The following is a 22,913-nucleotide window of genomic DNA, read 5'->3' on the forward strand; positions in this document are numbered from 1 at the left end:
AGCCATTTCTACAGGAGCAAAGCATGTTTACTGGCATTGTGCAGGGGACCGCTAAAGTGGTGTCCATCGATGAGAAGCCCAATTTTCGTACCCACGTGGTGGAACTGCCTGAGCACATGCTCGACGGACTGGAAACCGGCGCGTCGGTCGCCCATAACGGCTGCTGTCTCACCGTCACCGAGATCGACGGCGCGCGCATCAGTTTTGACCTGATGAAAGAAACCCTGCGCATCACCAACCTCGGCGCCGTGCGTCAGGGGGACGTGGTCAACGTTGAGCGCGCGGCAAAGTTCAGCGATGAAATCGGCGGCCATCTGATGTCCGGCCATATTATGACCACAGCGGAGGTGGTTAAGATCCTGACCTCGGAAAATAACCGCCAGATCTGGTTCAAGGTCCAGGATCCGACGCTGATGAAGTACATTCTGTATAAAGGCTTTATCGGCGTTGACGGCATTAGCCTGACGGTTGGCGAAGTCACGCCAACGCGCTTCTGCGTGCACCTGATCCCGGAAACGCTGCTGCGCACCACTCTTGGGGCGAAAAAGCTGGGGGATCGGGTCAATATCGAGATTGACCCGCAGACGCAGGCGGTGGTCGATACCGTAGAGCGGGTGCTGGCGGCGAAAGAGGCGGTGCAAAAGGCGTCGGAAGAGTCATAGTCGCCGGCCGTTCGCTACGGTGGGGCTGCCGTTTAGCTCCCGGCCTGCAGCCTGCGGTTCGCCGATTTCAGCGGGATGCCAGACTCCGCGGCGCCATTTCTCATCGCTGAACGTCCGCTATTGCGGAAACAAATACGGGACGGGGAAAAAAAATGCCTGTCGGTGAGAGCACCGGCAGGCATGATGAGTGCAGGTCAGGATCTAGCGCGCGACGCGCAGGCCGCTCTCGGCGCCGCGAGAAAACACCACCTGCCACAGCTGAATATCGCGCGCGCGAAAGGCGCCGGCGCAGGCGTTGAGATAATAGCTAAACATGCGCTTGAAGCGCTCGGTGTAGTTATCGGCAATATCCGGCCAGCTGGCGAGGAACCGCTCGTACCAGGCCATCAGCGTGGTATCGTAATCGGCGCCTATATTGTGCCAGTCTTCCATCACGAAATGCGTTTCGCTGGCTTTTGCAATATGGCGAACCGACGGCAGGCAGCCGTTAGGGAAGATATATTTATTGATCCACGGATCGACGCTCAGGTCCGTTTTGTTTGAACCGATGGTGTGCAGTAAAAAAAGACCGTCCGCTTTCATATTCCGGTCGACGACATCGAAATAGGTGGCGTAGTTTTTCGGCCCCACGTGCTCAAACATACCGACGGAAACAATGCGATCAAAACTATCATGTAAGTCGCGATAGTCCTGTAACAGGATAGTGACGTCTAATCCCTCACACCGCTGCTGGGCCATTTTTTGCTGTTCGGCAGAAATGGTAACGCCAACCACGCTAACGTGATAATTTTTTGCCATGTAATAGGCCAGACCGCCCCAGCCGCAGCCAATATCCAGCACCCGCATCCCCGGTTCAAGCTGCAGCTTACGGCAAATAAGATCTAATTTAGCCTGCTGAGCCTCTTCCAGAGATTGCGCCTCTTTCCAGTAAGCGCAGGAATATTGCATATAGGGGTCGAGCATCTGACTAAAGAGGTCGTTGCCGAGATCGTAGTGCTCTTTGCCGACTATCCAGGAACGTTTTTTACTTTGCAGATTGAACAGGCGAGCGGCAGCAATACGCAGCGTATCTTTGAGGTGGCGGGGAAGCTGGTTTTCCAGCCCGGCGCGCAGCACCTTATGGAAGAAAATATCCAGACGCTCGCAGTCCCACCAGCCGTCCATATAACTTTCACCTAACCCCAGAGACCCTTCCTGCAGCACGCGCTTAAAAAAGAGGGGGTTTTTTATCCGTAGATCGGAGGGAGCGGGGCCATTAATTTCAATACCCGCACGACCGAGCAACTCAGCTGTAATTCGGTACCAGTCGTCATTTGGTACACTTACTTCTTCTATACACGATGAACTCATAGCTTCTCCATCACGCCCAAGTGATCAGAACCTTAAAACAGCGTAGACGCTTTTTTTGGCATTGTGAGAAATCTCACGGAAAATCCGTGAAGCTGCTATCCGACGTAGAACAGAGGAAGGGAGATAACCCTTGCCGAAAGGCCTTCCATGGTGAAACGGGAGGCGTCCTGCCCCCGTTAATATCGATAAACTTTCTATTTATGTGATACGGGATCCAGTATAGGCCCCTATTTTAAGGCTTTCAATAAAAACATATTAGCAGGCTAATTACTGGACCTTAACATCGCTGAAACCATTCTATGCATGCGACGACTGGGTGCTGAGACGGGCGCTCCGCAGCTGCATCGCATATCCCAGTCCGGCCAGCACGATGGAGGCCAGCATCACGCTGGTGGTGGTGAGCAGCGGAGTGGCAATCAGCGTGGACACCAGCAGGCTGGTCAGGAAGCACAGTCCGAGCTGCAGGGTATTCTGCAGCGCGGCGGCGCGACCCGTGGCCTGTGGGAACGGCCGCAGCGCCTGGGCGACGACAATCGGGTAAATGGCGCCGTTAACGATCGCCATCACGCAGAAGGGGGCCATCAGCGCGACGATGGAGACATCCTGCTGCAGGCCCACCAGCCAGGTGGCGGCAACGCTGATGGCAAAAACGACCAGTAGCCACGGCAGCAACTGCTGCCCCTGCCATTTCTGCAGCGCCGCACGACAGCCGTATCCGCCGATTAAAAAGGCGATAGTCTGCGGCACGTAGCTCAGGCCGATGGCGGTTGGCCCGTAGCCCATGTCGTGCAGAATAAACGGCGAACCGGTCAGCCAGGCGAAAAAGCTGGCGGAGCAGGCGGCGTAGATCAGCACGTTGCCGCTGTATTCGCGCGAGCGCAGCAGCGCCAGGAAGGTGAGCTTTTTCTGCGTGCTGCTATCGGGTCTGCTCACCGGCTTGAGGCGTAATGCAGGCAGCATCAGCAGCAGAGTGATGGCAAACAGGGTCGCGAAGATGGCCTGCCAGTCGAAATGGGCGAGCAGCCAGCTGCCGAGCAGCGGCGCCAGGGCCGGGGAGAGGCCCACCAGCGGCATGATGGTGGCGAATATGCGGTTGGTGCGCTGGGCAGGATAATAGTCGGTAACCATCGCCTGCCAGGTAACCGCCGCCGCGCAGACGCCGATGGCCTGCACAAAACGCAGCCCCAGCATCAGGGTCGCGTCCTCGACCCACAGCATGCCAAGGCAGCCGACGGCGAAGATCGCCAGGCCGCTGAGCAGCACCGGCTTACGCCCATAGCGATCCGATACCGGGCCCCAGAACAGCTGGCCAAGGGCGAAACCGGCGAGAAACACGCTCAGGCTGGCGCTGACCGAGGCCGCCGAAGTATTCAGATCCTGTTGGATAGCCGAAAACGCCGGCAGATACATATCGGTTGCCAGGAAGCCGAGCACGCTGAGGCCCGCCAGCCAAACCAAAAATCCTTTCCCAGGTTGTTGCATAAAGTTCTCTTTCTTCTGATGCAGGTAAGATGCCGCAGAGTGTAGGGAGTGCATTCTGGCTTGTGAAACGCTAATATTTGTTACATGCGTTCAAAAAATTTGCAGGCAGAATATGTGGTCCGAATACTCCCTTGAAGTGGTTGATGCGGTTGCGCGCAACGGCAGCTTTAGCGCAGCGGCTCAGGAGCTGCATCGCGTACCCTCGGCGGTCAGCTACACCGTGCGTCAGCTCGAAGAGTGGCTGGCCGTTCCGCTCTTTGAGCGCCGGCATCGCGACGTGGAGCTCACCCCCGCCGGGGTGTGGTTTCTACAGGAAGGGCGTTCTGTTATCAAAAAAATGCAGATCACCCGCCGCCAGTGCCAGCAGATCGCCAACGGCTGGCGCGGGCAGCTCTCAATTGCGGTTGACGATATCGTTAAGCCGGCGCGGATGCGGCAGATGATTGTCGATTTTTATCGCCACTTTCCGGACGTCGAGCTGATTGTCTTCCAGGAGGTGTTTAACGGCGTCTGGGACGCGCTGGCCGACGGCCGGGTGGAGCTGGCCATCGGCGCGACCCGCTCGATTCCGGTTGGCGGACGCTACGCCTTTCGCGATATGGGCATGCTGAGCTGGCACTGCGTGGTCGCCAGCCACCATCCGCTGGCGAAAATGAGCGGCCCGCTGAGCGATGATACGTTGCGCAACTGGCCGTCGCTGGTCAGGGAAGATACTTCACGATCGCTGCCGAAGCGCACGACGTGGCTGCTGGATAATCAGAAGAGGGTGGTGGTGCCGGACTGGGACGCCTCGGCAACCTGCCTGTCGGCCGGGCTCTGTATCGGCATGGTGCCGTCGCACTTCGCCCGCCCGCGGATCGACAGCGGCGAGTGGACGGCGCTGGAGCTGGAAAATCCGTTCCCGGACGCCGCGTGCTGCCTGACCTGGCAGCAGAGCGATATCTCGCCGGCGCTCTCCTGGCTGCTGGACTATCTTGGCGACAGCGAAACGTTAAATCGGGAGTGGCTGCGGGCGCCGGAATAGCCGGCGCCCGGCAGGATTAGCGGCGGTAGTCGACGAACGGGCCGTCGATCACCGAGCGACGCTCGACCAGTCGCGGGTGAACTTCGATAGACTGCGACTCTTCGCGCTTATTGACGATACGGTCCATCAGCATATTGAATGCGGCTTCGCCGAGTGAATCCTTCGGCTGATGAATGGTGGTCAGCGCCGGGCTGAAGTAGCGGGCGTTGCGCACGTTGTCATAGCCAATCAGCGAAATATCCTGCGGGACGCGCAGGCCCATTTCGTCGGCGGCGCAGATGGCTCCCATTGCCATGATATCGCCGCCGCAGAATATGGCGGTCGGGCGATGCGGCTGGCTGAGGATCTGCTGCATCGCGCGGTAGCCGGATTCCGGCTCGAAGTCGCCCTGAACCACCCAGCTTTCCGGGACGCTAATCTGCGCTTCTTCCATCGCTTTCATAAAACCGGCCAGGCGTCCGGCGCCGGTATTGCGCTCCAGCGGGCCCGGGATCACGCCGATTTCACGGTGGCCGCGCTCAACGAGGTAGCGACCGGCCATATAGCCGCCTTCAAAGGCGTTATCGATAACCGAATCGGTAAAGTCGGCCTTGGACTCACCCCAGTCCATGACGACCATCGGGATGTTGCGGTACTCTTCGAGCATCGAGAGCACCGACTGCGGATATTCGGAGCACATCACCAGCAGGCCGTCGACGCGCTTTTGCGCCATCATTGACAGGTAGGCCTGCTGCTTTTCCGGATCGTTCCAGGCGTTGCCGAGAATCAAGGTATAGCCCTTCTGGAAGCAGCTCTTCTCGACGGACTCGATAATTTCGGCGAAATAGGCCGCTTCGCTGCTGGTAGCCAGCAGACCGATCGATTTGGTGTGATTAACCTTCAGGCTGCGCGCCACCGCACTCGGAGAGTAGTGCAGCTCTTTGATGGCAGCCCATACCGCGTTGCGCGTCTCTTCAGCGACAAAGCGGGTTTTGTTAATTACATGTGAAACTGTTGTAGTGGAAACGTTTGCGCGCTTCGCTACATCTTTAATTGTTGCCATTACTTCTCTCTCCAGACCTTGACCTGATCGTCTGATTATCGATACGGAAACGTTTGCCTATACACACCCTGAGCACAATGTTCAACATTGCATCACGTCGGGAAACGACACAGAACGACAGGAAGGGGTCAATGGCCGATACGCTTTCAAATTAGCGTGGGATTTTGTCCGATCTTGCGGCAAAGGGGAAGAGTAAAAATGTGCATCACCCTAAATCTCAGAAGATTTTTATACAATATTGTGCAAAAATGAGCAGGCTCACTTTTCTTGTGGGGATAATCAGGGGGAAAATTGATGGATACAGATTTAAAGTTTTCGCTGACCACGACGATTATTGTTCTGGGCCTGATCGTGGCCGCAGCGCTGACCGCCGTACTGCACTAATTTTTTCGGGGGAGAGGCTCCTTTCCCCTTATTTCCGCGCATTATTATCAAATTCGCAAAAATCTTTTGCCATTTCGTTTACTTTTGTTTTTCTGTGATTGATGTCATGCTTTTGGCTTCTGATGAGATACCGTCGCTGAGGACGGTCTGCTGGAGTCATTGCATGAAGATCAACTTTCCCCTGTTAGCGCTGGCCATTGGGGCATTTGGTATTGGTACGACCGAATTTTCCCCGATGGGACTACTGCCGGTTATCGCCAAAGGCGTGGATGTATCCATTCCCGCCGCGGGGATGCTGATCAGCGCCTACGCCATCGGCGTGATGGTCGGGGCGCCGCTGATGACGCTGCTGCTGTCGCACCGCGCGCGCCGCAGCGCGCTGATTTTCCTGATGGCTATTTTTACCCTTGGCAACGTCCTCTCATCAATGGCGCCGGATTACACCACGCTGCTGCTCTCGCGCATTATCACCAGCCTGAACCACGGCGCCTTCTTCGGCCTCGGGTCGGTGGTCGCCGCGAGCGTGGTTCCTAAGCACAAGCAGGCCAGCGCGGTAGCGACCATGTTTATGGGGCTGACCATCGCCAATATTGGCGGCGTTCCGGCGGCGACCTGGCTCGGTGAAACCATCGGCTGGCGCATGTCCTTCCTCGCCACGGCGGGTCTTGGCCTGGTGGCGATGGTCAGCCTGTGGTTCTCGCTGCCAAAAGGCAGTGCAGGGGAGCGGCCAAACGTGAAGGAGGAGCTGGCGGTATTGATGCGGCCGCAGGTGCTCTCCGCGCTGCTGACCACCGTGCTCGGGGCCGGGGCGATGTTCACCCTCTATACCTATATTTCGCCGGTGCTGCATACCATTACCCACGCTTCGCCGCTGTTCGTCACCGCGATGCTGGTGCTGATTGGCGTCGGCTTCTCCCTGGGCAACTATCTTGGCGGAAAATTTGCCGACCGCTCGGTTTCCGGCACGCTGAAGGGCTTTTTACTGCTGCTGATGGTTATCATGCTGGCGATCCCGCTGCTGGCGCAGTCGCAGGTCGGCGCGGCTATCAGCATGGTGGTGTGGGGCGCGGCGACGTTCGCCGTGGTGCCGCCGCTGCAGATGCGCGTGATGCGCGTGGCTCACGAAGCGCCGGGGCTCTCTTCTTCGGTGAATATCGGGGCGTTTAACCTCGGCAATGCGCTGGGCGCGGCGGCCGGGGGGGCGGTGATTTCCGGCGGGCTGGGCTACGCATTTGTTCCGGTGATGGGGGCAATCATCGCCGGCGTGGCGCTGATGCTGGTGCTGTTCAGCGGTCGCGGACGGCCGCAAGAGGCCTTAGCCAGCCGCTAACAATCACCGCAGAAGGGTTTCCCCTTCTGCGGTGCAGTTTTATGCCGCCAGATTAGCCGCGACAAACTTCCAGTTTACCAGCGCCCAGAAGTGCTCCAGATAGTTCGGACGGGCGTTACGGTAGTCAATGTAATAAGCGTGTTCCCAGACATCCACGGTCAGCAGCGGTTTAGCGCTGCCGGTGAGCGGCGTGCCGGCGTTGCTGGTGGAGACAATCGCCAGGCTGCCGTCGGCATTTTTGACCAGCCACGTCCAGCCTGCTCCGAAGTTTTTCGCCGCCGCATCGGTGAACTGCGCTTTAAAATCAGCGAAGCTGCCGAAGGATTTAGCGATGGCTGCCGCCAGTTCGCCTTCCGGCTCACCGCCGGCATTCGGCGCCAGACAGTTCCAGTAGAAGGTGTGGTTCCAGACCTGGGCCGCGTTGTTAAAGACGCCGCCTTCGGAAGAACGAACGATCTCTTCCAAAGAGTGGCCTTCAAAAGCGGTGCCCTTGATCAGGTTGTTGAGGTTAGTGACGTAGGCCTGGTGATGCTTACCGTAATGGTACTCCAGGGTTTCAGCGGAAATGTGCGGCGCCAGGGCGTCTTTCGCATATGGTAATGCAGGTAATTCGAACGACATTGCTACTCTCCTTATTATATTAATGCGTGCAATAACCATGTAATGCACAGGGAGATAGTAGCAAATTAAAAGATGTGGCAAAAGAGAGAGTTAACCTGCCGCAGGCGCGGCAGGGGATCGTCAGCGGATGGTTTTAGGCGTCATCACGCGGCGGGCGCCAACGTAGTGGCGAACCCAGTAATCTTCGCTTAACGAGGTAATCTGAATATCGCGTCCGGTACGCGGCGACTGGATAAATTTGCCGTTGCCGACGTAAACGCCGACATGATCCGCCGTGCCGCGACCGCGGGTGCGGAAGAAGACCAGATCGCCGCTCTGCAGCTCGCCGCGATCGACGGGGCGAGCATCGCGCAGGTGATACATTTCGTTCGCCGTGCGCGGGATATGAATCTTCACCAGGTCTTTGTAGGCGTAATAAACCAGCCCGCTGCAGTCAAAGCCGGTGCGCGGCGAGGTGCCGCCCCAGCGATAGGGCTTGCCAATTTGGTCCATCAGCTTCGACATCGCGGTGCTCTGCGCTTTTTGCACCCGTACCTTATGCGCATCGGCCAGCGTCAGCGGCACTTCTTCTTCGGCAACCGGCTTGCAGCGCTTTTTATAGCCTTTACGCACGACGCACTTCTGCTTCACGCTGGCCATCGCCCGCGTCGGCTCGATATTGGCATTAGCCGCGGTCGCGCACTGTTTTTTATAGCCTTTGCGCAACACGCACTTTTTCGTTCCACCGGCGGCCTGACGGTTTAATGCCGTCTGGCTCGAAGCGGTAGTGCGGGTAGGGTGTTTGGCGCGGGAGGAGGTCGATGCTTTCTTGCTGGAGGTTTTGGCGCTGGATTTTGTTTTCTGAGTGGAGACTTTTTTCTTGCGTTCGGTGGTGCCCTTTGCCTGATGCGCTTTCGGCGTGGCGGAGGCGTGCGTATGCCCTGAAGCATGCGCCAGTGGTGTAAATGAGATAGATGTAAACAGTAATGCGCAGAGCGAAATCGCGATTTTGTTTAGCCGCGCCACCGAGCACTCCCCTGATTAATTACAGATATGTACACATACCTGACCATGAATGACAAAACCCAACGATTCTAATGCATAAAAACCCTGAAAGTTAATATTCTTTTGTATCTAAAGTGTCGTTTGATTAACAATTGCAAAAAAATATGCCAGACATTGACCTGCTTGTACACAAAGTGCGCAGCGTGACGGCGCGCTGGCTGATAAAGTAATATTCATAAGGCAACTTCTGGGCACAGAAGATAAAATATAGTGAGTGAAAAAAATGTTATTATCTGTCCTGCGTTCAGCACGCTACAATGACAAATTACTGCCGTATAGAAGTTAAGGAAGCATGACAATGAGCACTACCGTAGAAAAAATCGAACGTCAAATCGCTGAAAACCCGATCCTGCTGTACATGAAAGGATCGCCAAAACTGCCAAGCTGCGGCTTTTCCGCTCAGACCGTGCAGGCGCTCTCCGCGTGCGGCGAACGCTTTGCCTACGTCGATATCCTGCAGAACCCGGACATCCGCGCGGAGCTGCCGAAGTATGCAAACTGGCCGACCTTCCCGCAGCTATGGGTTGATGGTGAGCTGGTTGGCGGTTGCGACATCGTGATTGAAATGTATCAGCGTGGTGAACTACAGCAGCTGATCAAAGAAACGGCGGCGAAGTATAAAACTGACGAGCCGAAAGCAGAATAATTTTGCTACCAGTAAAAAAGCGACTTCCGATGAAGTCGCTTTTTTTTGTCTCTTATTCCGCCTCGGGCAGCGGCAGCGGCCATCCGCCAAGGCGCTTCCAGCGGTTAACTATCTCGCAGAACAGCTGGGCAGTCTGGTCGGTATCGTACAGCGCAGAGTGCGCCTTGGTGCCATCAAACTCCATACCGGCGGCGAGGCAGGCTTTGGACAGCACGGTTTGACCGAGCACCAGCCCGCTTAGTGCGGCGGTATCAAAGGTGACGAAAGGGTGGAACGGATTGCGTTTTAGCCCGGCACGCTCGGCGGCAGCCATGGTAAAGCTGAGATCGAAAGTGGCGTTGTGGGCCACCATGATGGCGCGATTACAATCGCTGTCCTTCATCCCCTTGCGGACCATTTTGAAAATCGCGTGCAGCGCGTCGTACTCGCTCACCGCCCCGCGTTCAGGGTCGTTAGGGTTGATGCCGTTAAATGCCAGCGCTTCGGGCTGCAGGTTCGCGCCCTCGAAAGGTTCAACATGAAAATGCAGCGTTTCGTCCGGCATCAACCAACCCTGCTCATCCATTTTCAAGGTAATGGCAGCGATCTCAAGCAGGGCGTCGGTTTTGGCATTGAACCCGGCGGTTTCGACATCGATAACCACAGGATAAAAACCGCGAAAACGGTCGCACAGACCATTAAGTTGAACGTTCTCGGACATCAGATTCTCTTTACTGGAAAAAAGTAGCGCGCATTATGGCAAATTTTGCCGCGCCTTGCAGCAGTCAGGGGATAAAACAGCGGGCGCCGATCGGCGCCCGAAACCGTTAGTGGCCGAGGCCTTTTCCGGCGTCTTTCTCTTCGATCAGCTCGATTTTGTAACCGTCCGGATCTTCAACGAAGGCAATAACCGTGGTGCCGCCTTTAACCGGGCCGGCTTCGCGGGTGACGTTGCCGCCGTTCTGGCGAATACGTTCGCAGGCTTCTGCCGCATTATCCACGCTCAGGGCGATATGGCCGTAGGCGCTGCCGAGATCGTATTTGTCGACGCCCCAGTTGTAGGTCAGCTCGATAACCGCCGTATCGCTCTCCTCGCCGTAGCCAACGAAGGCCAGCGAATATTTATATTCGGTGTTTTCGCTGGTACGCAGCAGCTTCATGCCGAGCACGTTGGTATAAAACTCGATAGAACGCTGCAGATCGCCAACGCGCAGCATGGTGTGAAGTAAGCGCATGTTTGTATACTCCTGTTTTACAACAGCCTGTTGGCCGTCGTATTTGAAAATGGCCAGAGTGGCATCAGAAACGGACAGGGCGTTTCCGGCACCGGAGCACTATAACGTAAAAAGGCGGCCTTTTCAGGCCGCCCGTCCGATAAGAGGCATCATGCGCTAAAAACGAATGGCCGCCGGGCCCTGAGCGCGTGCCGGTCGTCTATGATTTGCGCAAATCGATGCGCAGGATGCGTTCCTTCGCCCCTTCGACAAAGACGTCAGGATCCCAGTCGCGGTTGAAGCCTTCCTTTATTCCAACGTACAGGGTATCCCCGTCCGCCGATAGCACCATCTGGTTTGGATAGACCGGCGTGCGGAATTCACGGGTCACGGCATAGGTCGTGGCATCGACAACGCTGAGGGTGCCGCTGGTGAAATTGCTGACGTAGAGCTCGTTATATTTCGGGTTGTACCTTACCGCGTTGGCCCCGGCGCCGGTACGCACGTAGCCCAGCTGCCTGCCGTCGCGCAGATCGAAAATATAGAGCCCGTCGCGGGGGCCGCTGCGGTCGTCATGGTCGAAGGCCACGACAAAGACCCTGGCGGAGTCGGCATCCACCGCCAGATTCTGCGCGCTGGGCAGCCGCGGCTGCGTGTTCTTGAGGGCAATGGTGCGCAGCACCTGCTGCTTTTTCGCGTCGATCTCGTTGATGTAATCCCGGCCGCCAACGTAGATTTTCTGCGTTTTTTCATCGAGCGTCAGCCCATAGGCCGTGCCTTTATAAGCTTCTTTAACCTCGCCTTTGAGCGCCAGCGTGGTGCCGTCGAGCATCAGCAGCCTGTGCAGCGGCTGCGTACCCTGCGCCGTTTTCAGCATATTGCTGTAGCTGACGAACAGGGTATTGGCATCCTGGCTATAGACCATATGGCGCAGATGCTCGAAGCGAGAATCCGCGGCGTTAGCCATTTTAAAGCTGAGCCTGTCGCTGGTTTTTGTCAGCTTCCCGGTGGCGGTATCCAGCATGCTTATCCGCAGCGAGGCCGACTGGGTGTGGCCGATATAGAGCCGATGCTGCGGCTGATTCATCGCCAGTGAAAACGCCCGGTACGGCATTTCGTAGCGGTGGGCAACCTCCAGCGACGTCGGGTTAAAGGCGTATAGATAGCCTCTGTTCGCTTCGCGGTTCACGCGATCGGTCACCGCCGCAAAGACGTACTGATTGGCGTTATCGAAAGCCAGTTCGTAAATCCCTTCATCCGCCTGCTCGAGATAATTGGTTTTCAGGGCGAAGCGTGAAGTCTCGCGCGCTGGCGGATCGATGGCTAACGCCGATGCGGGCAGGAGCGCCGCAACAAGCAGGCATCCCAGTCGTGTGCTTAAGTTGGAACGATTCATTGTTTATTCCTGATATGAACAGTGGGCGGCGCGGGATAAAACCAGGGCGTTATCCGGCACCGGGTTTTAACTCAGAACTGGATCTCACCGCCGAAGATCCAGGTTCGCCCGCGGGCGGTGGTATTCACCGACGTCCCCTCCCGGGCGTTATCGAGGCTCTGGTTCATGCGGTTCAGCGCTTCGGCGTAATCGCGGTTGGTGACGTTCTGCACGCTGAGGCGCAGCTGGACGTTGTCGGTTGCCTGCCAGCTGCTGTAGAGGTCGATAACGGTCGGGATAGTGGGCATGCGCTCTTTCGGCACGGTATTGTCGTCGCTGCTGAATCCCTCGGTGCTCAGGCGTTTGGTTTTACCGGTGAACTTGACCAGGCTGCCGACGGTCAGACGCCGGTCGAAGAGGCGGCCGCCGACGTCGAGCGTGGCGTAGCTTTCGGGCAGGTCGCTGAGGTCGCCGTAGGCAAAGCTGTAAACCGTGCTGGCGATCGAGGTGGGCTGATCGGTGTGCTGCTTGCTCCATGAGAGGTTCGCGTAGGCGAAGCCGACATCATATCCGGCCTCAATTTCGTAACCTTTGCTGGTGACCTCTGAGGTGGTGTTGACGTAGACGTTAGCGTTAAAATCGCCCAGAGAGTTGTCGAAATCCTTGCACAGCTGACCGTTGTTGCATAGCAGGAAGGACTCGCTGTTAATGTAATCCTTAATCCGCGTGCGGTAGGCCAGCGCCTTTAGATGAAAGCTGTCCTGCTCGTGCAGCAGGCCCTGCTTATTGATATTAAAGCCGGCCTCCCAGGTCTGGGCTTTTTCCGGCTTGAGGAACGGGTTCATCGATGCGCCGCCCTCGTTAGCGAAGAAGACCTCCTGGACATTTGGCGCGCGAGAGGAGCGGCTCCAGCTGACGAAGGGCTGCAGCCACGGGGTGACCTGGGCCGAAAACGTCGCCGAAGGATTTAGGCTGTTATCGTCAAGATTGAGATGGCTCTCGCCCTGTGGGAAACACTTTTCATTGTCCGCGCAGGCGGGCTTGAAGCCTGTCACCTGGCTGCGGGTATAGTTAAGGTTGAGATCCAGCTGATAAATATCTTTGTTCAGCGTCAGGCTGCTGTACAGGGCCGATATCTTTTGCTTGCCGGCGGGAGCAAAGGCGTTGTGGCCGGTTTCAGTATTCTGCTCAAAGCGCCGGGTATAGCGGGTATCCATTAACTTGCCGCCGACCTGGAATACGGCAAACAGGTCCTCGCTCATTTTAAATCGGCTGGTGTTGCTAAGATCGATAGCGTTAGATTTATTGGTGGTGGAAGAGCTGTTGAAGTTATACAGCGACTCCGGTTTATAGGCCTGATTTCCGCGGCTGGTGCTGGCCAGCAGGTTTAACTCCACCAGCTCATTCAGCGGGGCGTAATTATAGCGCAGGGCGTAATCGTCGCTGGTGATGTCGCGTCGGGTAAAGCTGTTGCTGTAATTACGGCCGGAAAACTCAATTTTATTGAACTGGTCCGGGTTAAAGTTCAGCTTATAAAGCTGGGAGCGGGGCTCCTGGCGCAAATATTTATTATCTTCGCCGATAAAATCTTCGCTGCTGCGCCCGCCGCCGTTTTTATAGGTCGCATAGGTTCGGCTACCGCTGATGCCGACCAGCGCGCCGAGGGCGCCGCCGTTTTCGAAGGTATCGGTCCTGCCGGCAACCGCCACCATTCCGGTGCGTCCCAGGCCGTTATCGCCCACCGAGAAGCGGGAAAGTACCCCCGCCTGGCGCCCCTCGCGCAGCACGTCGTCGATGCCGATGGTGCGCATATTGGCGCTGCCGGCGAGGGCGTTAACGCCCTGAGAGCCGGCGCTGCTGCCTCGCGTCACGTCAACTTCGGCAAGAAAGTTCGGGTCGAGCGGAACGCCGGCGGCGGTGTTGGCGCCGCCGTGATAGTTGGCAGGCGCCATGCCGAAGTAGGTCTGGGTGACGCCATCGACCATCGTATTCACCCGGCCCAGCCCGTTCATGCCGCGAATATTCACGCTGATCGAACCCTGCAGGGGATCGATTTGCGTATAGGTCCCTGCCATACTGCGCAGCGACGCATCCAGGCTCTGCAAGTTTTTATTTAGCGTACGCGAACTGTAGGCTCCGGGGCGGGTATAGCTCTCCTCAGAGGAGCCGACCTGATTTTTTTCAGCCAGCGGGTTATCGGTAATAGTGAGCGGAGAAAAGACCGATTCTCCCTCGCTTTCTGCCGCAAAGGTGTGGCCGTTGACAATAATAAGCCCGGCCATAATCCCTTTGGCTATTTGCGATTTTTCCATAATCAATTCCTGTTTTTGTATTTTATCAATGCACCAAATGAACAAAATTACCCCGCGCAGCCGAACGGCTGCGCTACGATAACTTGCTCATAAATAAAAATAAAAGTTCCGCCACCGCCAGAGAATATTCTCCCCGCAGCGGCCGGTTATTCAGAAATGAATCAATTAAATGACGCTATTTAAGTTTGTTAACCGACCAGCGGTTAATACAGGTAACGCTCATTGTTATATTTTTAACAGCCCGAACTCCACCGGTAGCGTGACCTTCTGGACGCCGTTTTTGAGCATCTCTTTTGGCGGCGGCGGCAGCGGTCGGGCGCTTTCAAGCGCAATGAGCGCCGCCCGATCCAGCGACAGGGTGCCGGATGAGGTGACCAGTTTTGTACTAAGTATTTCGCCGCGCTCATCGACGCTGAAGGCAATGACGGCCGTCCCGGTACGTTTACGCCGCCTTGCATCGTCCGGGTAGTTGCGCATTTTGTTGATTTTGCCCTTCACCAGCGATTCCCAGCTGATTTTACTCTGGCTGGTGCTGGCGGCGTCGGTGTCCAGCGGCGCCGTATTGCGCTGCGTCCGCGCGGACTGTATCGGCGGGGCGGCCAGGCTGGTGGTGGTCGAGTTTCCCTGCTCTTCTTTACGCTCCTGGGCCGATTTCTTCTTTCTTTCCGTTTTCTTTTTGCGCTCTTTTTCCGGCGTTGCTGCCGCCAGCTTAAGCTCAGCGTCCTCGTGCTCGCGCAGTTTCGGCAGCTCTTTATTATGGAGCGACTCGCGTTCGGTCATGGCTTCTACCCTGCGCTGCTGGCTGACGCCCGGCGGCAGCTCGGGGCGAATGAAGGAGACCTCCAGCTCGGGCGCGTATTCAATCATCACCGCGGCGGGCGTCGATTCAGGCTGCCTGAGGGAAAAATGGAGAATAAACGGCAGCACCAGCGCCGCGTGGAGCAGCACGCTGCCGGCGGAGCCCTTTATCCACGGCGCGCGCGTATTCATCGGGCTCTTCATTTTGCCGCCAGCACGGGCCAGATATAGTCAGCCTGTTTGGCCGTCAGGGCGGTGCCGTCGGTGGTGAGCATCACCACCAGCGGCTTCTCCGCGCCTAAATCGGCCAGATGTAGGGGGACACCGACATCTTTGGCGGCGTGGTAGCCGCCGGCAATCAGCAGCGCCGGGTGTGGCGCCTGGATGAGCTGTTTGGCCATAAAGCGATCGCGATTCTGCTGAATGGCCATCATCGCGGTGACCTGCTCGCCGCTGATTTGACCGTCGTGCATCAGGAAGATGATAGCCGACAGGGCTTCATGCACCTGCGGGCGAGAAGAGCGCTCTCCGCTCGGGAAAGCGGGACGCTGATAGAGCTCGTTGACCTGCTGGCGGCTGATGTTGGCGGCCATCAGCGGCCAGGGGCCCTCGAGAGCCGTCATCACCAGGTCACGATAGAGATCCCACGGCCAGCCGCTGTTCCAGCGCATCGTTTCCGCCGCGCGGGTGGCGCTGACCGGCGCTCCGGCCACGCTGGCCTGCTTGACCCGATTGACCGCCTCCTGCTGGCTGATATCGATCATCTCCAGCAGCACGCTGCCCTGAGGGCGGGATTGTGCCAGATTTTTTAGCAGCCACTGCTCAATCTGATGATGGCGGACGTTGGTGTGCTCTTCGCCGACGATGACTATCGGGGCGCTGCGGATCCTGGCGATAAGCTGTGCCGGCGTCAGGGTGCTGCCGGAGGCCGTATCCACAATACAGGCGCAGTCCTGAACCGGGGTGGTTGCCGGGGCTGACGTCGTCGAGGACGCCCCGTGGCATGCCGTCAGGGCCAACGCGCCGCTAACAACCAGAGATTTTAACAAGCATTCCATATTAAACATAAATATCCGTTTTCTGTTTTATTGTTAGCATTTATTTTTATGCTGAGTATTTTTACAGAATTATATGTAACAATGATAATGATTATCAAGATCATTCGCATTATCGTTAATCGTGTGGGTTTAGCCGAAACGTCGGGCCGCGCGGCAGAGGGGGGGCACAGAGGGGCAGGAGGCGGGGAGCGTTAAACGGCGGGCGGGTTCTCGTCCTTCCCTGGACAGAGTCCCGGCGTATATTAGCCATCCGTGGAGCGGCTGACCTCCTCCCAGGCGTCGATCCCGGCGCTCATCTGCTGCAGCTTTTCTTTAACCAACGTCACGGCATCGCTTCCCAGCAGCAGCGACGCCGGAGGGGCCGGATGGTTAATCAGCTCCAGCATCGCCCGCGCCGCCCGGCGCGGATCGCCCGGCTGATGGCCGCTGCGCTGCATTCGCGTTTCGCGAATGGGGCCGAAGCTGCTGTCGTAATCGTCAATACTGCGGGCAGCGCGCACCATTGAGCGCCCGGCCCAGTCGGTTCGAAACGATCCCGGCTGCACCGCCGTCACGGCGATATTAAAAGGCTTAAGCTCTTTGCTTAGCGTTTCGGAAATACCCTGCAAAGCGAATTTGCTGCCGCAGTAGTAGCTGATGCCGGGCATGGTGATGAATCCGCCCATCGAGGTGATATTCAGAATATGGCCGGCGCGGCGCGCGCGGAACCTGGGTACAAACGCTTTAATCATCGCAACTGCGCCAAATACGTTGACGTTGAATTGCGCCACGAGATCCTCGAGCGGCGACTCTTCCATGATCCCCTCGTGACCGTAGCCGGCGTTATTGACCAGCACGTCAACCGCGCCTATTTCCCGCTCTACGGCCTCAACGAGCGGCGGGATGGCGGCAAAATCGGTAACGTCCAGCACTCTGCCAAAGCACTGACCCGGCGACAGGGCCTCAAACTGCTCCCGGTCGCTCCCGTTTCGTAGCGTTCCGACCACCCGATGCCCGGCGCTGAGCGCCTCTTCGGCCAGCGCCCGGCCAAACCCGCTGCTGACGCCGGTGATGAAAAATAGTTTTGTTGAATGCATACGGCTTCTCCTTCGTTACATTGAGCAGGCAGAATAGGGCCGAACGGTGCTCTGGCGTAGCCCCGATCCTCTGCGGTCTTTGCCTGTTCCTATGAGTCGTCTGGACGCGACGGGCTGGGAGTGTCACACTTCGCGCAGGTTTCCGCTTCTTTAACGCAGGCTTTATGACAACCACCGCTGACCGGCAAATGGTAATGCTGCTGGACCATCTGACCCCTCAGGAGGGCTACAACCTTACCACGCTGCCCGACGTTCGCTTTTTGCGATCGAACCGACCGCTGCAGCGCACGCCGGTTTTATACGAGCCGGGGATCGTTATTGTCGTGCAGGGGAGAAAGCAGGGGTTTCTCGGCAATGATGTCTATTTGTATGACGCCCGGCATTATCTGATGGTCTCCGTGCCGGTGCCGTTCACCATGGAAACCGACGCCAGCGCAGCCGAGCCGATGCTGGCCATTTACATTCGCCTGGACTTCACCTTAGCCGCAGATCTCCTGCTGGAGCTTGACGGCCGCGGCGCATCGGCGACCGCCGCGCCGCGAAGCATGATGTCGAGCCTGATGGATGAGCAGATCGGCGGCTCGGTTTTGCGTTTTCTGCAGATTATGTCTTCGCCGCTGGATGCGGAAATGCTCGGACCGTCGATGCTGCGGGAGATCTATTACCGGGTGCTTACCGGCGAGCAGGGACCGGCGCTGCGCAGCGCCCTGCGGATGCAGGGCCAGTTTGGCAAGGTGGCGAAAGCGATACGAAAAATTCATGCGCAATACGCCGAGAGCCTTGACGTTAGCGCCCTGGCAAAAGAGGTCGGGATGAGCGTTCCGACCTTTCACAGCCACTTCAAGGCGGTAACCAACACCTCGCCGATGCAGTACCTGAAATCAACGCGCCTGCATCAGGCCCGGCTGCTGATGCTGCGCGGCAACCTGACCGCCTCCGCCGCCGGCGTGCGGGTCGGCTATGAGAGCATTTCTCAGTTCAGCCGCGAGTTTAAGCGGCTTTTTGGCCTGACGCCGGTGCGTGAAGTTGAGCGCATGAAGCGCAATTTTTCCCTGCCCGCCCCGGTTACGCCCTCCGCGTTTATCTCATCGCATTGAGCCGTCCGCCGGGGCCGGTGCATCGTCATCCTGCAGGATGTGCTGGCGCAGCAGCGTCGCCAGGGCAGAAGGGTCGCCTTGTTCTATCGCCTCGACCATCGCGAAATGTTCCTGTGAAGACTGGACGATCCTCGCATGCGAGTTCCATTGCCCCAGCGCCGCGGAGGGAACCCGGCTGCGGAGTTCGAAAATCAGTTCAATCATGTCTTTGTTCGAGCAGGGGGCAAGCAGCGCGCGGTGAAAGGCGAGGTTGGATTCATACTGCTGCAGGATCGTGCCGAACTGAGTGTAGTGGTCAAATAATTCGGCGCTCTGGCGCAGGGCGGCTAGCTGTGCGGGTTGGATATGCTCCACAATATCGCTGGCCGATGCGCTCTCCAGCACCGCGCGGATGCGCGAAATATTGCGGCGCTGCTGCACGTCGGGCGAATAAACATGGTATCCGCGATTGGGAACATGCTGCACCAGCCGTTCAATGACCAACTGATCGAGGGCGCGGCGAACATCGCTGCGCGTACACTCATAGCGCTCAGCCAGCTCGACCTGTTTCAGCCAGGCGCCTGGCTGGAAAACCCCGGTATTAATATCCATCGCCAGCAGGTTGGCAACGTGCACCAGAGTGCTTTTACCTTGCATCATATCCTCAGCTCCTTGTCCTGGTTCCCGCGATTTTTTGCAGCCTGATAATGAACGGTTCCCGGCTTTGGCACCAGTTTAAACCGTCTGCCTATTGGCTTTTGCTCTGACCCAAAGCTGAATTGTGACATGAACCAGATCTTTTGTTAATAAATTGTTTATTAAATTGGCGCCAATTTTGGTTTTGTGTTTGAATCAATTTTGAACAGTCGATGAACGAGAAACAATTTATGGAACTATCAGTAATTAAGAATGATTCTGAGCATGCCGCCGGGCGTAGCCAGGCGCTTTACTATCGCGGCAGCACGACGATTTTTTCCAGCCGACACGATCCCCGCTTCCAGTACTGCCTGTACGTCCCGCCCGGATTCGATGGTGACAAAACCGGATATCGCCTGGTCGTCGCGATGCACGGTACCGGTCGTTCGATGGTGCAATATCGGGATGCTTTTACCGAGTTCGCCCGCTACAACCGCTGCGTTGTTCTGGCCCCTCTGTTCCCCGTTGGGCCGCTAGGGGACGGGAATTCACACGGCTTTAAATACATCATTGAGCAGGATATTCGCTATGACCTGGCGCTGCTGGCGATGATTGATGAAGTGAGCGAGCTGCTGGATTACGACTTTGGCAAGTTTCTGCTGTTTGGCTACTCGGGAGGCGGTCATTTCGCCCATCGATTCCTCTACATTCACCCGGAAAAGCTGCTGGGGGTCTCCATTGGCGCGCCGGGTTCCGTCACGCTGCTGGACGACAGCAAGGCCTGGTGGCCGGGGGTGCAGAACTTTGAGCAAATCTTTGGCAGGCCTCTGGATTACCGCGCCTTAAAAGAGGTGGCGGTGCAGCTGGTGGTCGGCAAGGTCGATCTGGAAACCTGGGAGATCACCCATCAGCCCGGCGGCCGGTACTATCTGCCGGGATGCAATGATGCCGGCGCTACCCGAATCGAACGTAATACCGCGCTGCTCAACAGCTTACGTGAACACGGCGTGCAGGCGGAACAAGAGATCGTGCCAAACGTCGGCCACGACGGCATGAAGGTGCTGGATGAAGTAAAAGATTTTTTCCTGCGCGTACTGCAGGCAAATCGCTGAGGAGCGAATAACGTGACGCAACCTTTTCCCTTAATCGAAATTTCCGGCACGCCGTACGAGCGGGGCTGCCAGTACGGTGAGCAGGCTAAGGCTCGGATCCACGCCAGCGTGGCCATTTACGGCGACCAGCTCAACGCCCTGCGGATCGGCCAGGAACAGCGCGATCGCCTGATTAATAGCTTCAGCGCCATCATCCGCGAGTTTGACGCGGACTATCTCGACGAAATGCGCGGCATTGCCTGCGCCTCCGGGGTTTCGCTGGAAGCGATTGTGATGATCAACGCCCGTACCGAAGTTATCGCCCAGGCGCGCAGCATGCAGCAGTGCCAGACGCCGCACGACGACAGCATAAAAGATGGCTGTACCGGCGCGGTGATCCTGCCGCAGCGCAGCCCGCACGGCAAACTGATTCATGGCCAAAACTGGGACTGGCGCGCGGAGTGCGCGGAGAGTTCGGTAGTGGTGAAAATTAAGCGTCAGCAGGGGCCGGATGTCCTGACTTTTGTGGAGGCCGGAGGGCTTGGACGCAGCGGCATGAACAGCGCCGGTATCGGCATCACCGCGAACTATCTGCGGTGTGAGCGCGATTATCAGCAGCAGGGCGTCCCGCTGTCGCTGATCCGTCGTAAGGCGCTGGAACAGCAGCACATGGCGCTGGCGATGAAGGTGGTCACCACCACGCCAAAGTCGTGCTCCAACAATATGATCCTCAGCACAAAAGAGGGCTTTGCCATTGATTTCGAATGCGCCCCGGACGAAAGCTTCACCCTCTATCCGCAAAATGGCCTGCTGGTGCATGCCAACCACTGGGAAAGCCTGCCCGCACGCTGCAAAGTTCGCGAAGAGGGCATCGATGCCTCGCCGGATTCGCTGTACCGCAGCTGGCGCGTCCATGAATTACTTAATGCCCATGCAAAACCGGGAGAAGAGGAGATGAAAAACGCCTTTTTCGATGACTTCGGCTCCCCCTATTCCGTATGTCGTCCGCCGCGGCAGGGGTTCAGCAGCGATTTATCCGCCACGGTGGCGATGATCGTGATGACCCCCGCCGAGGGGATGATGGATGTGGTCCCGCTTCCGGCACTTAATCGCGACTTCACGCGCTACACGCTTGATTAACAGAGAGATCGCTATGAAAAAATTATTATCAGCTGTTGCCCTGTTACTGCCGGGCATGGTGGCGCAGGCGGCCGATGGCGAGGTTATCCGTTTTGCGCTGAATCAGGATATCCGCAGCAGCCAGCCGGGCGTCAACCGGGACGGAAACACCGATGATGTCCTGATGCACGTGGTGGAAGGTATGGTGGGCTACCGTGAAGACGGTACCGTGGGGCCGATGCTCTCGTCATCGTGGGACGTGAGTAATGAAGGTAAAACCTATACCTTCCATCTGCGTGAAGGGGTGAAGTTTCACAACGGCGACGCCATGACGGCGCAGGACGTGGTGTGGAGCTGGAAACACTGGAACGACCCGAAAACCCAGTGGCGATGTTTGCGCGAATTTGACGGCAGCGGGTTGATTCATGTTACCGACGTCAGCGCGCCGGATGCGCATACTGTGGTCATGACGCTGGAGAAACCGGTGGCGCTATTTCTGGACACGCTGGCGCGCACCGACTGCGGCGCGGCTGCGGTTATCAGCCCTAAATCGGTTGCCGCGGACGGAACCTGGATCGCGCCGATCGGCACCGGGCCGTTCAGCTTTGGGGAGTGGAAGCATGGTGAGTACGTTTCATTGAAGCGTTTTGCCGACTACAGCGCGCTGGCGGGGAAAGAGGACGGCTTTGTCGGCGGGAAAAAAGCGCTGGTGGAGGAAGTGCGCTTTATGGCGATCCCCGATGCGGCAACGGTGAAGGCGGGCCTGCAGTCGGGAGCCGTGGATCTGGCGCAGGTGAGCCCGATTGACGGCATCGACCTGAAAAAAGACCCCAATATCTCCCTCGAAGTGGCGCCGAACGCCCAGCGTCACGTGATGCTGATCCAGACCGACGATCCGCTGCTGAAAAACGTCAAGCTTCGTCAGGCGATAGCCTCTGCGCTGGATAGCGAACAGATCGCGCTGGGAACCAGCCAGAATCTGGCGCAGGCATCCAACTCCAACATTTCCGTGGCCTCGGCGTTTTACAGCAATATTCAAAAACAGGGCTATAAGTACGATCCGGCCCGCACGGCTCAACTGCTGAAAGAGGCGGGCTATAAAGGCGAGCCGCTGGAGATTATCGCCAATAAACGCGCGACCGTGCCGAGCTTTGACATGGCCATTATTATCCAGGCGATGCTGCAGTCGGCGGGAATTAACGCCCGCGTCACCACCATGGAGTGGGCGACCCAGCTTGAGCGCTATCAGTCAGGGCGCTATCAGATGATGACCTTCACCTACTCCGCGCGCTTTAACCCGGCGCTGGCGTTTGAGCAGCTGGTGGGCGATAAAACGAAGCAGAAACGCAAGGTATGGGGCGACCCGCAGGCTATCGCTATGACCGATGAGCTGGCCACCGTCGACGATCCGGCGCGGATCCAGGCCATCACCGATAAGCTGCACCAGCAGATGATTGCTGATGTTCCGCTGATCATCTTTTATCCCGGGCTGGATATTGTCGCACACCGTAAGGCTATCAGCGGCTATAAATCCTGGCTCGCCGCCGCTGCGCGGCTGTGGAACGTCAGCAAAGCCTGATGAGATAAGGAGACG

Annotated in this window: 22 protein-coding genes; 9 read left to right on the plus strand and 13 right to left on the minus strand. The window is 57.4% G+C overall.

The window, feature by feature from the left end; all coding sequences use genetic code 11:
• Positions 1-23 precede the first annotated feature (23 nt).
• On the plus strand, positions 24-662 hold the full coding sequence (locus MMW58_RS13190) for a riboflavin synthase subunit alpha (protein ID WP_241723563.1): 639 nt from the start codon (positions 24-26) through the stop codon (positions 660-662).
• Between the two features lie 201 nt (positions 663-863).
• Here the strand turns inward: MMW58_RS13190 and cfa are convergent, their stop codons facing one another.
• Both cfa and punC read right to left on the minus strand, forming a co-directional pair.
• Positions 864-2,012: a cyclopropane fatty acyl phospholipid synthase gene (gene cfa, locus MMW58_RS13195; RefSeq protein ID WP_123708177.1), complete on the minus strand. Its 1,149-nt coding sequence runs from the start codon at positions 2,010-2,012 to the stop codon at positions 864-866.
• A gap of 297 nt (positions 2,013-2,309) precedes the next feature.
• Positions 2,310-3,494, minus strand: a complete 1,185-nt coding sequence (gene punC / locus MMW58_RS13200; RefSeq protein WP_133599511.1) for a purine nucleoside transporter PunC — start codon at positions 3,492-3,494, stop codon at positions 2,310-2,312.
• Positions 3,495-3,606: 112 nt separating this feature from the next.
• Between punC and punR the strand changes: the two genes are divergently transcribed.
• Complete coding sequence (gene punR, locus MMW58_RS13205; protein WP_123708176.1) at positions 3,607-4,518, plus strand: DNA-binding transcriptional activator PunR; 912 nt, start codon at positions 3,607-3,609, stop codon at positions 4,516-4,518.
• A gap of 16 nt (positions 4,519-4,534) precedes the next feature.
• On the opposite strand, the gene purR is transcribed toward punR, so the two are convergent.
• A complete protein-coding gene (gene purR, locus MMW58_RS13210) occupies positions 4,535-5,560 on the minus strand; it encodes an HTH-type transcriptional repressor PurR (protein WP_095103044.1) in 1,026 nt (341 codons plus the stop codon).
• Between the two features lie 294 nt (positions 5,561-5,854).
• Between purR and cydH the strand changes: the two genes are divergently transcribed.
• Both cydH and MMW58_RS13220 read left to right on the plus strand, forming a co-directional pair.
• Positions 5,855-5,944 (plus strand): cytochrome bd-I oxidase subunit CydH, encoded by a 90-nt coding sequence (cydH, locus tag MMW58_RS13215; protein ID WP_041145917.1) that lies wholly within the window; start codon positions 5,855-5,857, stop codon positions 5,942-5,944.
• 163 nt (positions 5,945-6,107) lie between these two features.
• The gene (locus MMW58_RS13220) at positions 6,108-7,274 is read left to right on the plus strand and encodes an MFS transporter (protein ID WP_133599513.1); all 1,167 of its coding nucleotides are present in this window, start codon (positions 6,108-6,110) and stop codon (positions 7,272-7,274) included.
• Positions 7,275-7,313: 39 nt separating this feature from the next.
• Here MMW58_RS13220 and sodB read toward each other — a convergent pair whose 3' ends face one another.
• Together sodB and MMW58_RS13230 are read right to left on the minus strand one after the other, a co-directional pair.
• Positions 7,314-7,895: a superoxide dismutase [Fe] gene (sodB, locus tag MMW58_RS13225; RefSeq protein WP_133599515.1), complete on the minus strand. Its 582-nt coding sequence runs from the start codon at positions 7,893-7,895 to the stop codon at positions 7,314-7,316.
• Positions 7,896-8,015: 120 nt separating this feature from the next.
• Complete coding sequence (locus tag MMW58_RS13230; RefSeq protein ID WP_159236993.1) at positions 8,016-8,900, minus strand: C40 family peptidase; 885 nt, start codon at positions 8,898-8,900, stop codon at positions 8,016-8,018.
• Between the two features lie 337 nt (positions 8,901-9,237).
• Between MMW58_RS13230 and MMW58_RS13235 the strand changes: the two genes are divergently transcribed.
• Complete coding sequence (locus MMW58_RS13235; protein WP_041145851.1) at positions 9,238-9,585, plus strand: Grx4 family monothiol glutaredoxin; 348 nt, start codon at positions 9,238-9,240, stop codon at positions 9,583-9,585.
• A gap of 52 nt (positions 9,586-9,637) precedes the next feature.
• Here the strand turns inward: MMW58_RS13235 and rnt are convergent, their stop codons facing one another.
• The 7 genes from rnt to MMW58_RS13270 all read right to left on the minus strand — a co-directional run bounded on the left by rnt (position 9,638) and on the right by MMW58_RS13270 (position 17,397).
• On the minus strand, positions 9,638-10,285 hold the full coding sequence (rnt, locus tag MMW58_RS13240; protein ID WP_133599519.1) for a ribonuclease T: 648 nt from the start codon (positions 10,283-10,285) through the stop codon (positions 9,638-9,640).
• 106 nt (positions 10,286-10,391) lie between these two features.
• Entirely contained in the window at positions 10,392-10,799 is a 408-nt protein-coding gene (gene gloA / locus MMW58_RS13245; protein WP_041147656.1) for a lactoylglutathione lyase, read from the minus strand.
• Between the two features lie 199 nt (positions 10,800-10,998).
• Complete coding sequence (locus MMW58_RS13250; RefSeq protein ID WP_133599521.1) at positions 10,999-12,174, minus strand: YncE family protein; 1,176 nt, start codon at positions 12,172-12,174, stop codon at positions 10,999-11,001.
• A 71-nt stretch (positions 12,175-12,245) separates the two neighbouring features.
• Positions 12,246-14,465 carry a TonB-dependent receptor domain-containing protein gene (locus MMW58_RS13255; RefSeq protein ID WP_241723564.1) on the minus strand — a complete coding sequence of 740 codons (2,220 nt, stop codon included), beginning with the start codon at positions 14,463-14,465 and terminating at the stop codon, positions 12,246-12,248.
• Between the two features lie 225 nt (positions 14,466-14,690).
• Complete coding sequence (locus tag MMW58_RS13260; RefSeq protein ID WP_241723565.1) at positions 14,691-15,455, minus strand: energy transducer TonB; 765 nt, start codon at positions 15,453-15,455, stop codon at positions 14,691-14,693.
• Positions 15,456-15,463: 8 nt separating this feature from the next.
• Complete coding sequence (locus tag MMW58_RS13265) at positions 15,464-16,312, minus strand: ChaN family lipoprotein (protein WP_371823001.1); 849 nt, start codon at positions 16,310-16,312, stop codon at positions 15,464-15,466.
• 251 nt (positions 16,313-16,563) lie between these two features.
• Complete coding sequence (locus tag MMW58_RS13270) at positions 16,564-17,397, minus strand: oxidoreductase (RefSeq protein WP_241723566.1); 834 nt, start codon at positions 17,395-17,397, stop codon at positions 16,564-16,566.
• A gap of 164 nt (positions 17,398-17,561) precedes the next feature.
• Here MMW58_RS13270 and MMW58_RS13275 point away from each other — a divergent pair, with 164 nt between their 5' ends.
• Positions 17,562-18,494, plus strand: coding sequence for an AraC family transcriptional regulator (locus MMW58_RS13275; protein ID WP_241723567.1), 933 nt, complete (start codon positions 17,562-17,564; stop codon positions 18,492-18,494).
• Here MMW58_RS13275 and MMW58_RS13280 read toward each other — a convergent pair.
• Positions 18,483-19,133, minus strand: a complete 651-nt coding sequence (locus MMW58_RS13280; protein WP_241723568.1) for a GntR family transcriptional regulator — start codon at positions 19,131-19,133, stop codon at positions 18,483-18,485. The two genes, MMW58_RS13275 and MMW58_RS13280, sit on opposite strands and share 12 nt — an antisense overlap.
• 227 nt (positions 19,134-19,360) lie before the next feature.
• Here MMW58_RS13280 and MMW58_RS13285 point away from each other — a divergent pair, with 227 nt between their 5' ends.
• Genes MMW58_RS13285 through MMW58_RS13295 form a run of 3 tightly spaced genes read left to right on the plus strand, consistent with a single transcriptional unit; the run spans position 19,361 to position 22,898 of the window.
• Positions 19,361-20,221 (plus strand): alpha/beta hydrolase, encoded by an 861-nt coding sequence (locus MMW58_RS13285; protein WP_133599533.1) that lies wholly within the window; start codon positions 19,361-19,363, stop codon positions 20,219-20,221.
• Positions 20,222-20,233: 12 nt separating this feature from the next.
• Positions 20,234-21,340 (plus strand): C45 family autoproteolytic acyltransferase/hydolase, encoded by a 1,107-nt coding sequence (locus MMW58_RS13290; RefSeq protein ID WP_241723569.1) that lies wholly within the window; start codon positions 20,234-20,236, stop codon positions 21,338-21,340.
• A gap of 13 nt (positions 21,341-21,353) precedes the next feature.
• Complete coding sequence (locus MMW58_RS13295) at positions 21,354-22,898, plus strand: ABC transporter substrate-binding protein (RefSeq protein ID WP_159236985.1); 1,545 nt, start codon at positions 21,354-21,356, stop codon at positions 22,896-22,898.
• Positions 22,899-22,913 lie beyond the last annotated feature (15 nt).

This window comes from Klebsiella sp. HC6 (assembly GCF_022605325.1).
GTDB classification, from domain to species: domain Bacteria; phylum Pseudomonadota; class Gammaproteobacteria; order Enterobacterales; family Enterobacteriaceae; genus Klebsiella; species Klebsiella terrigena.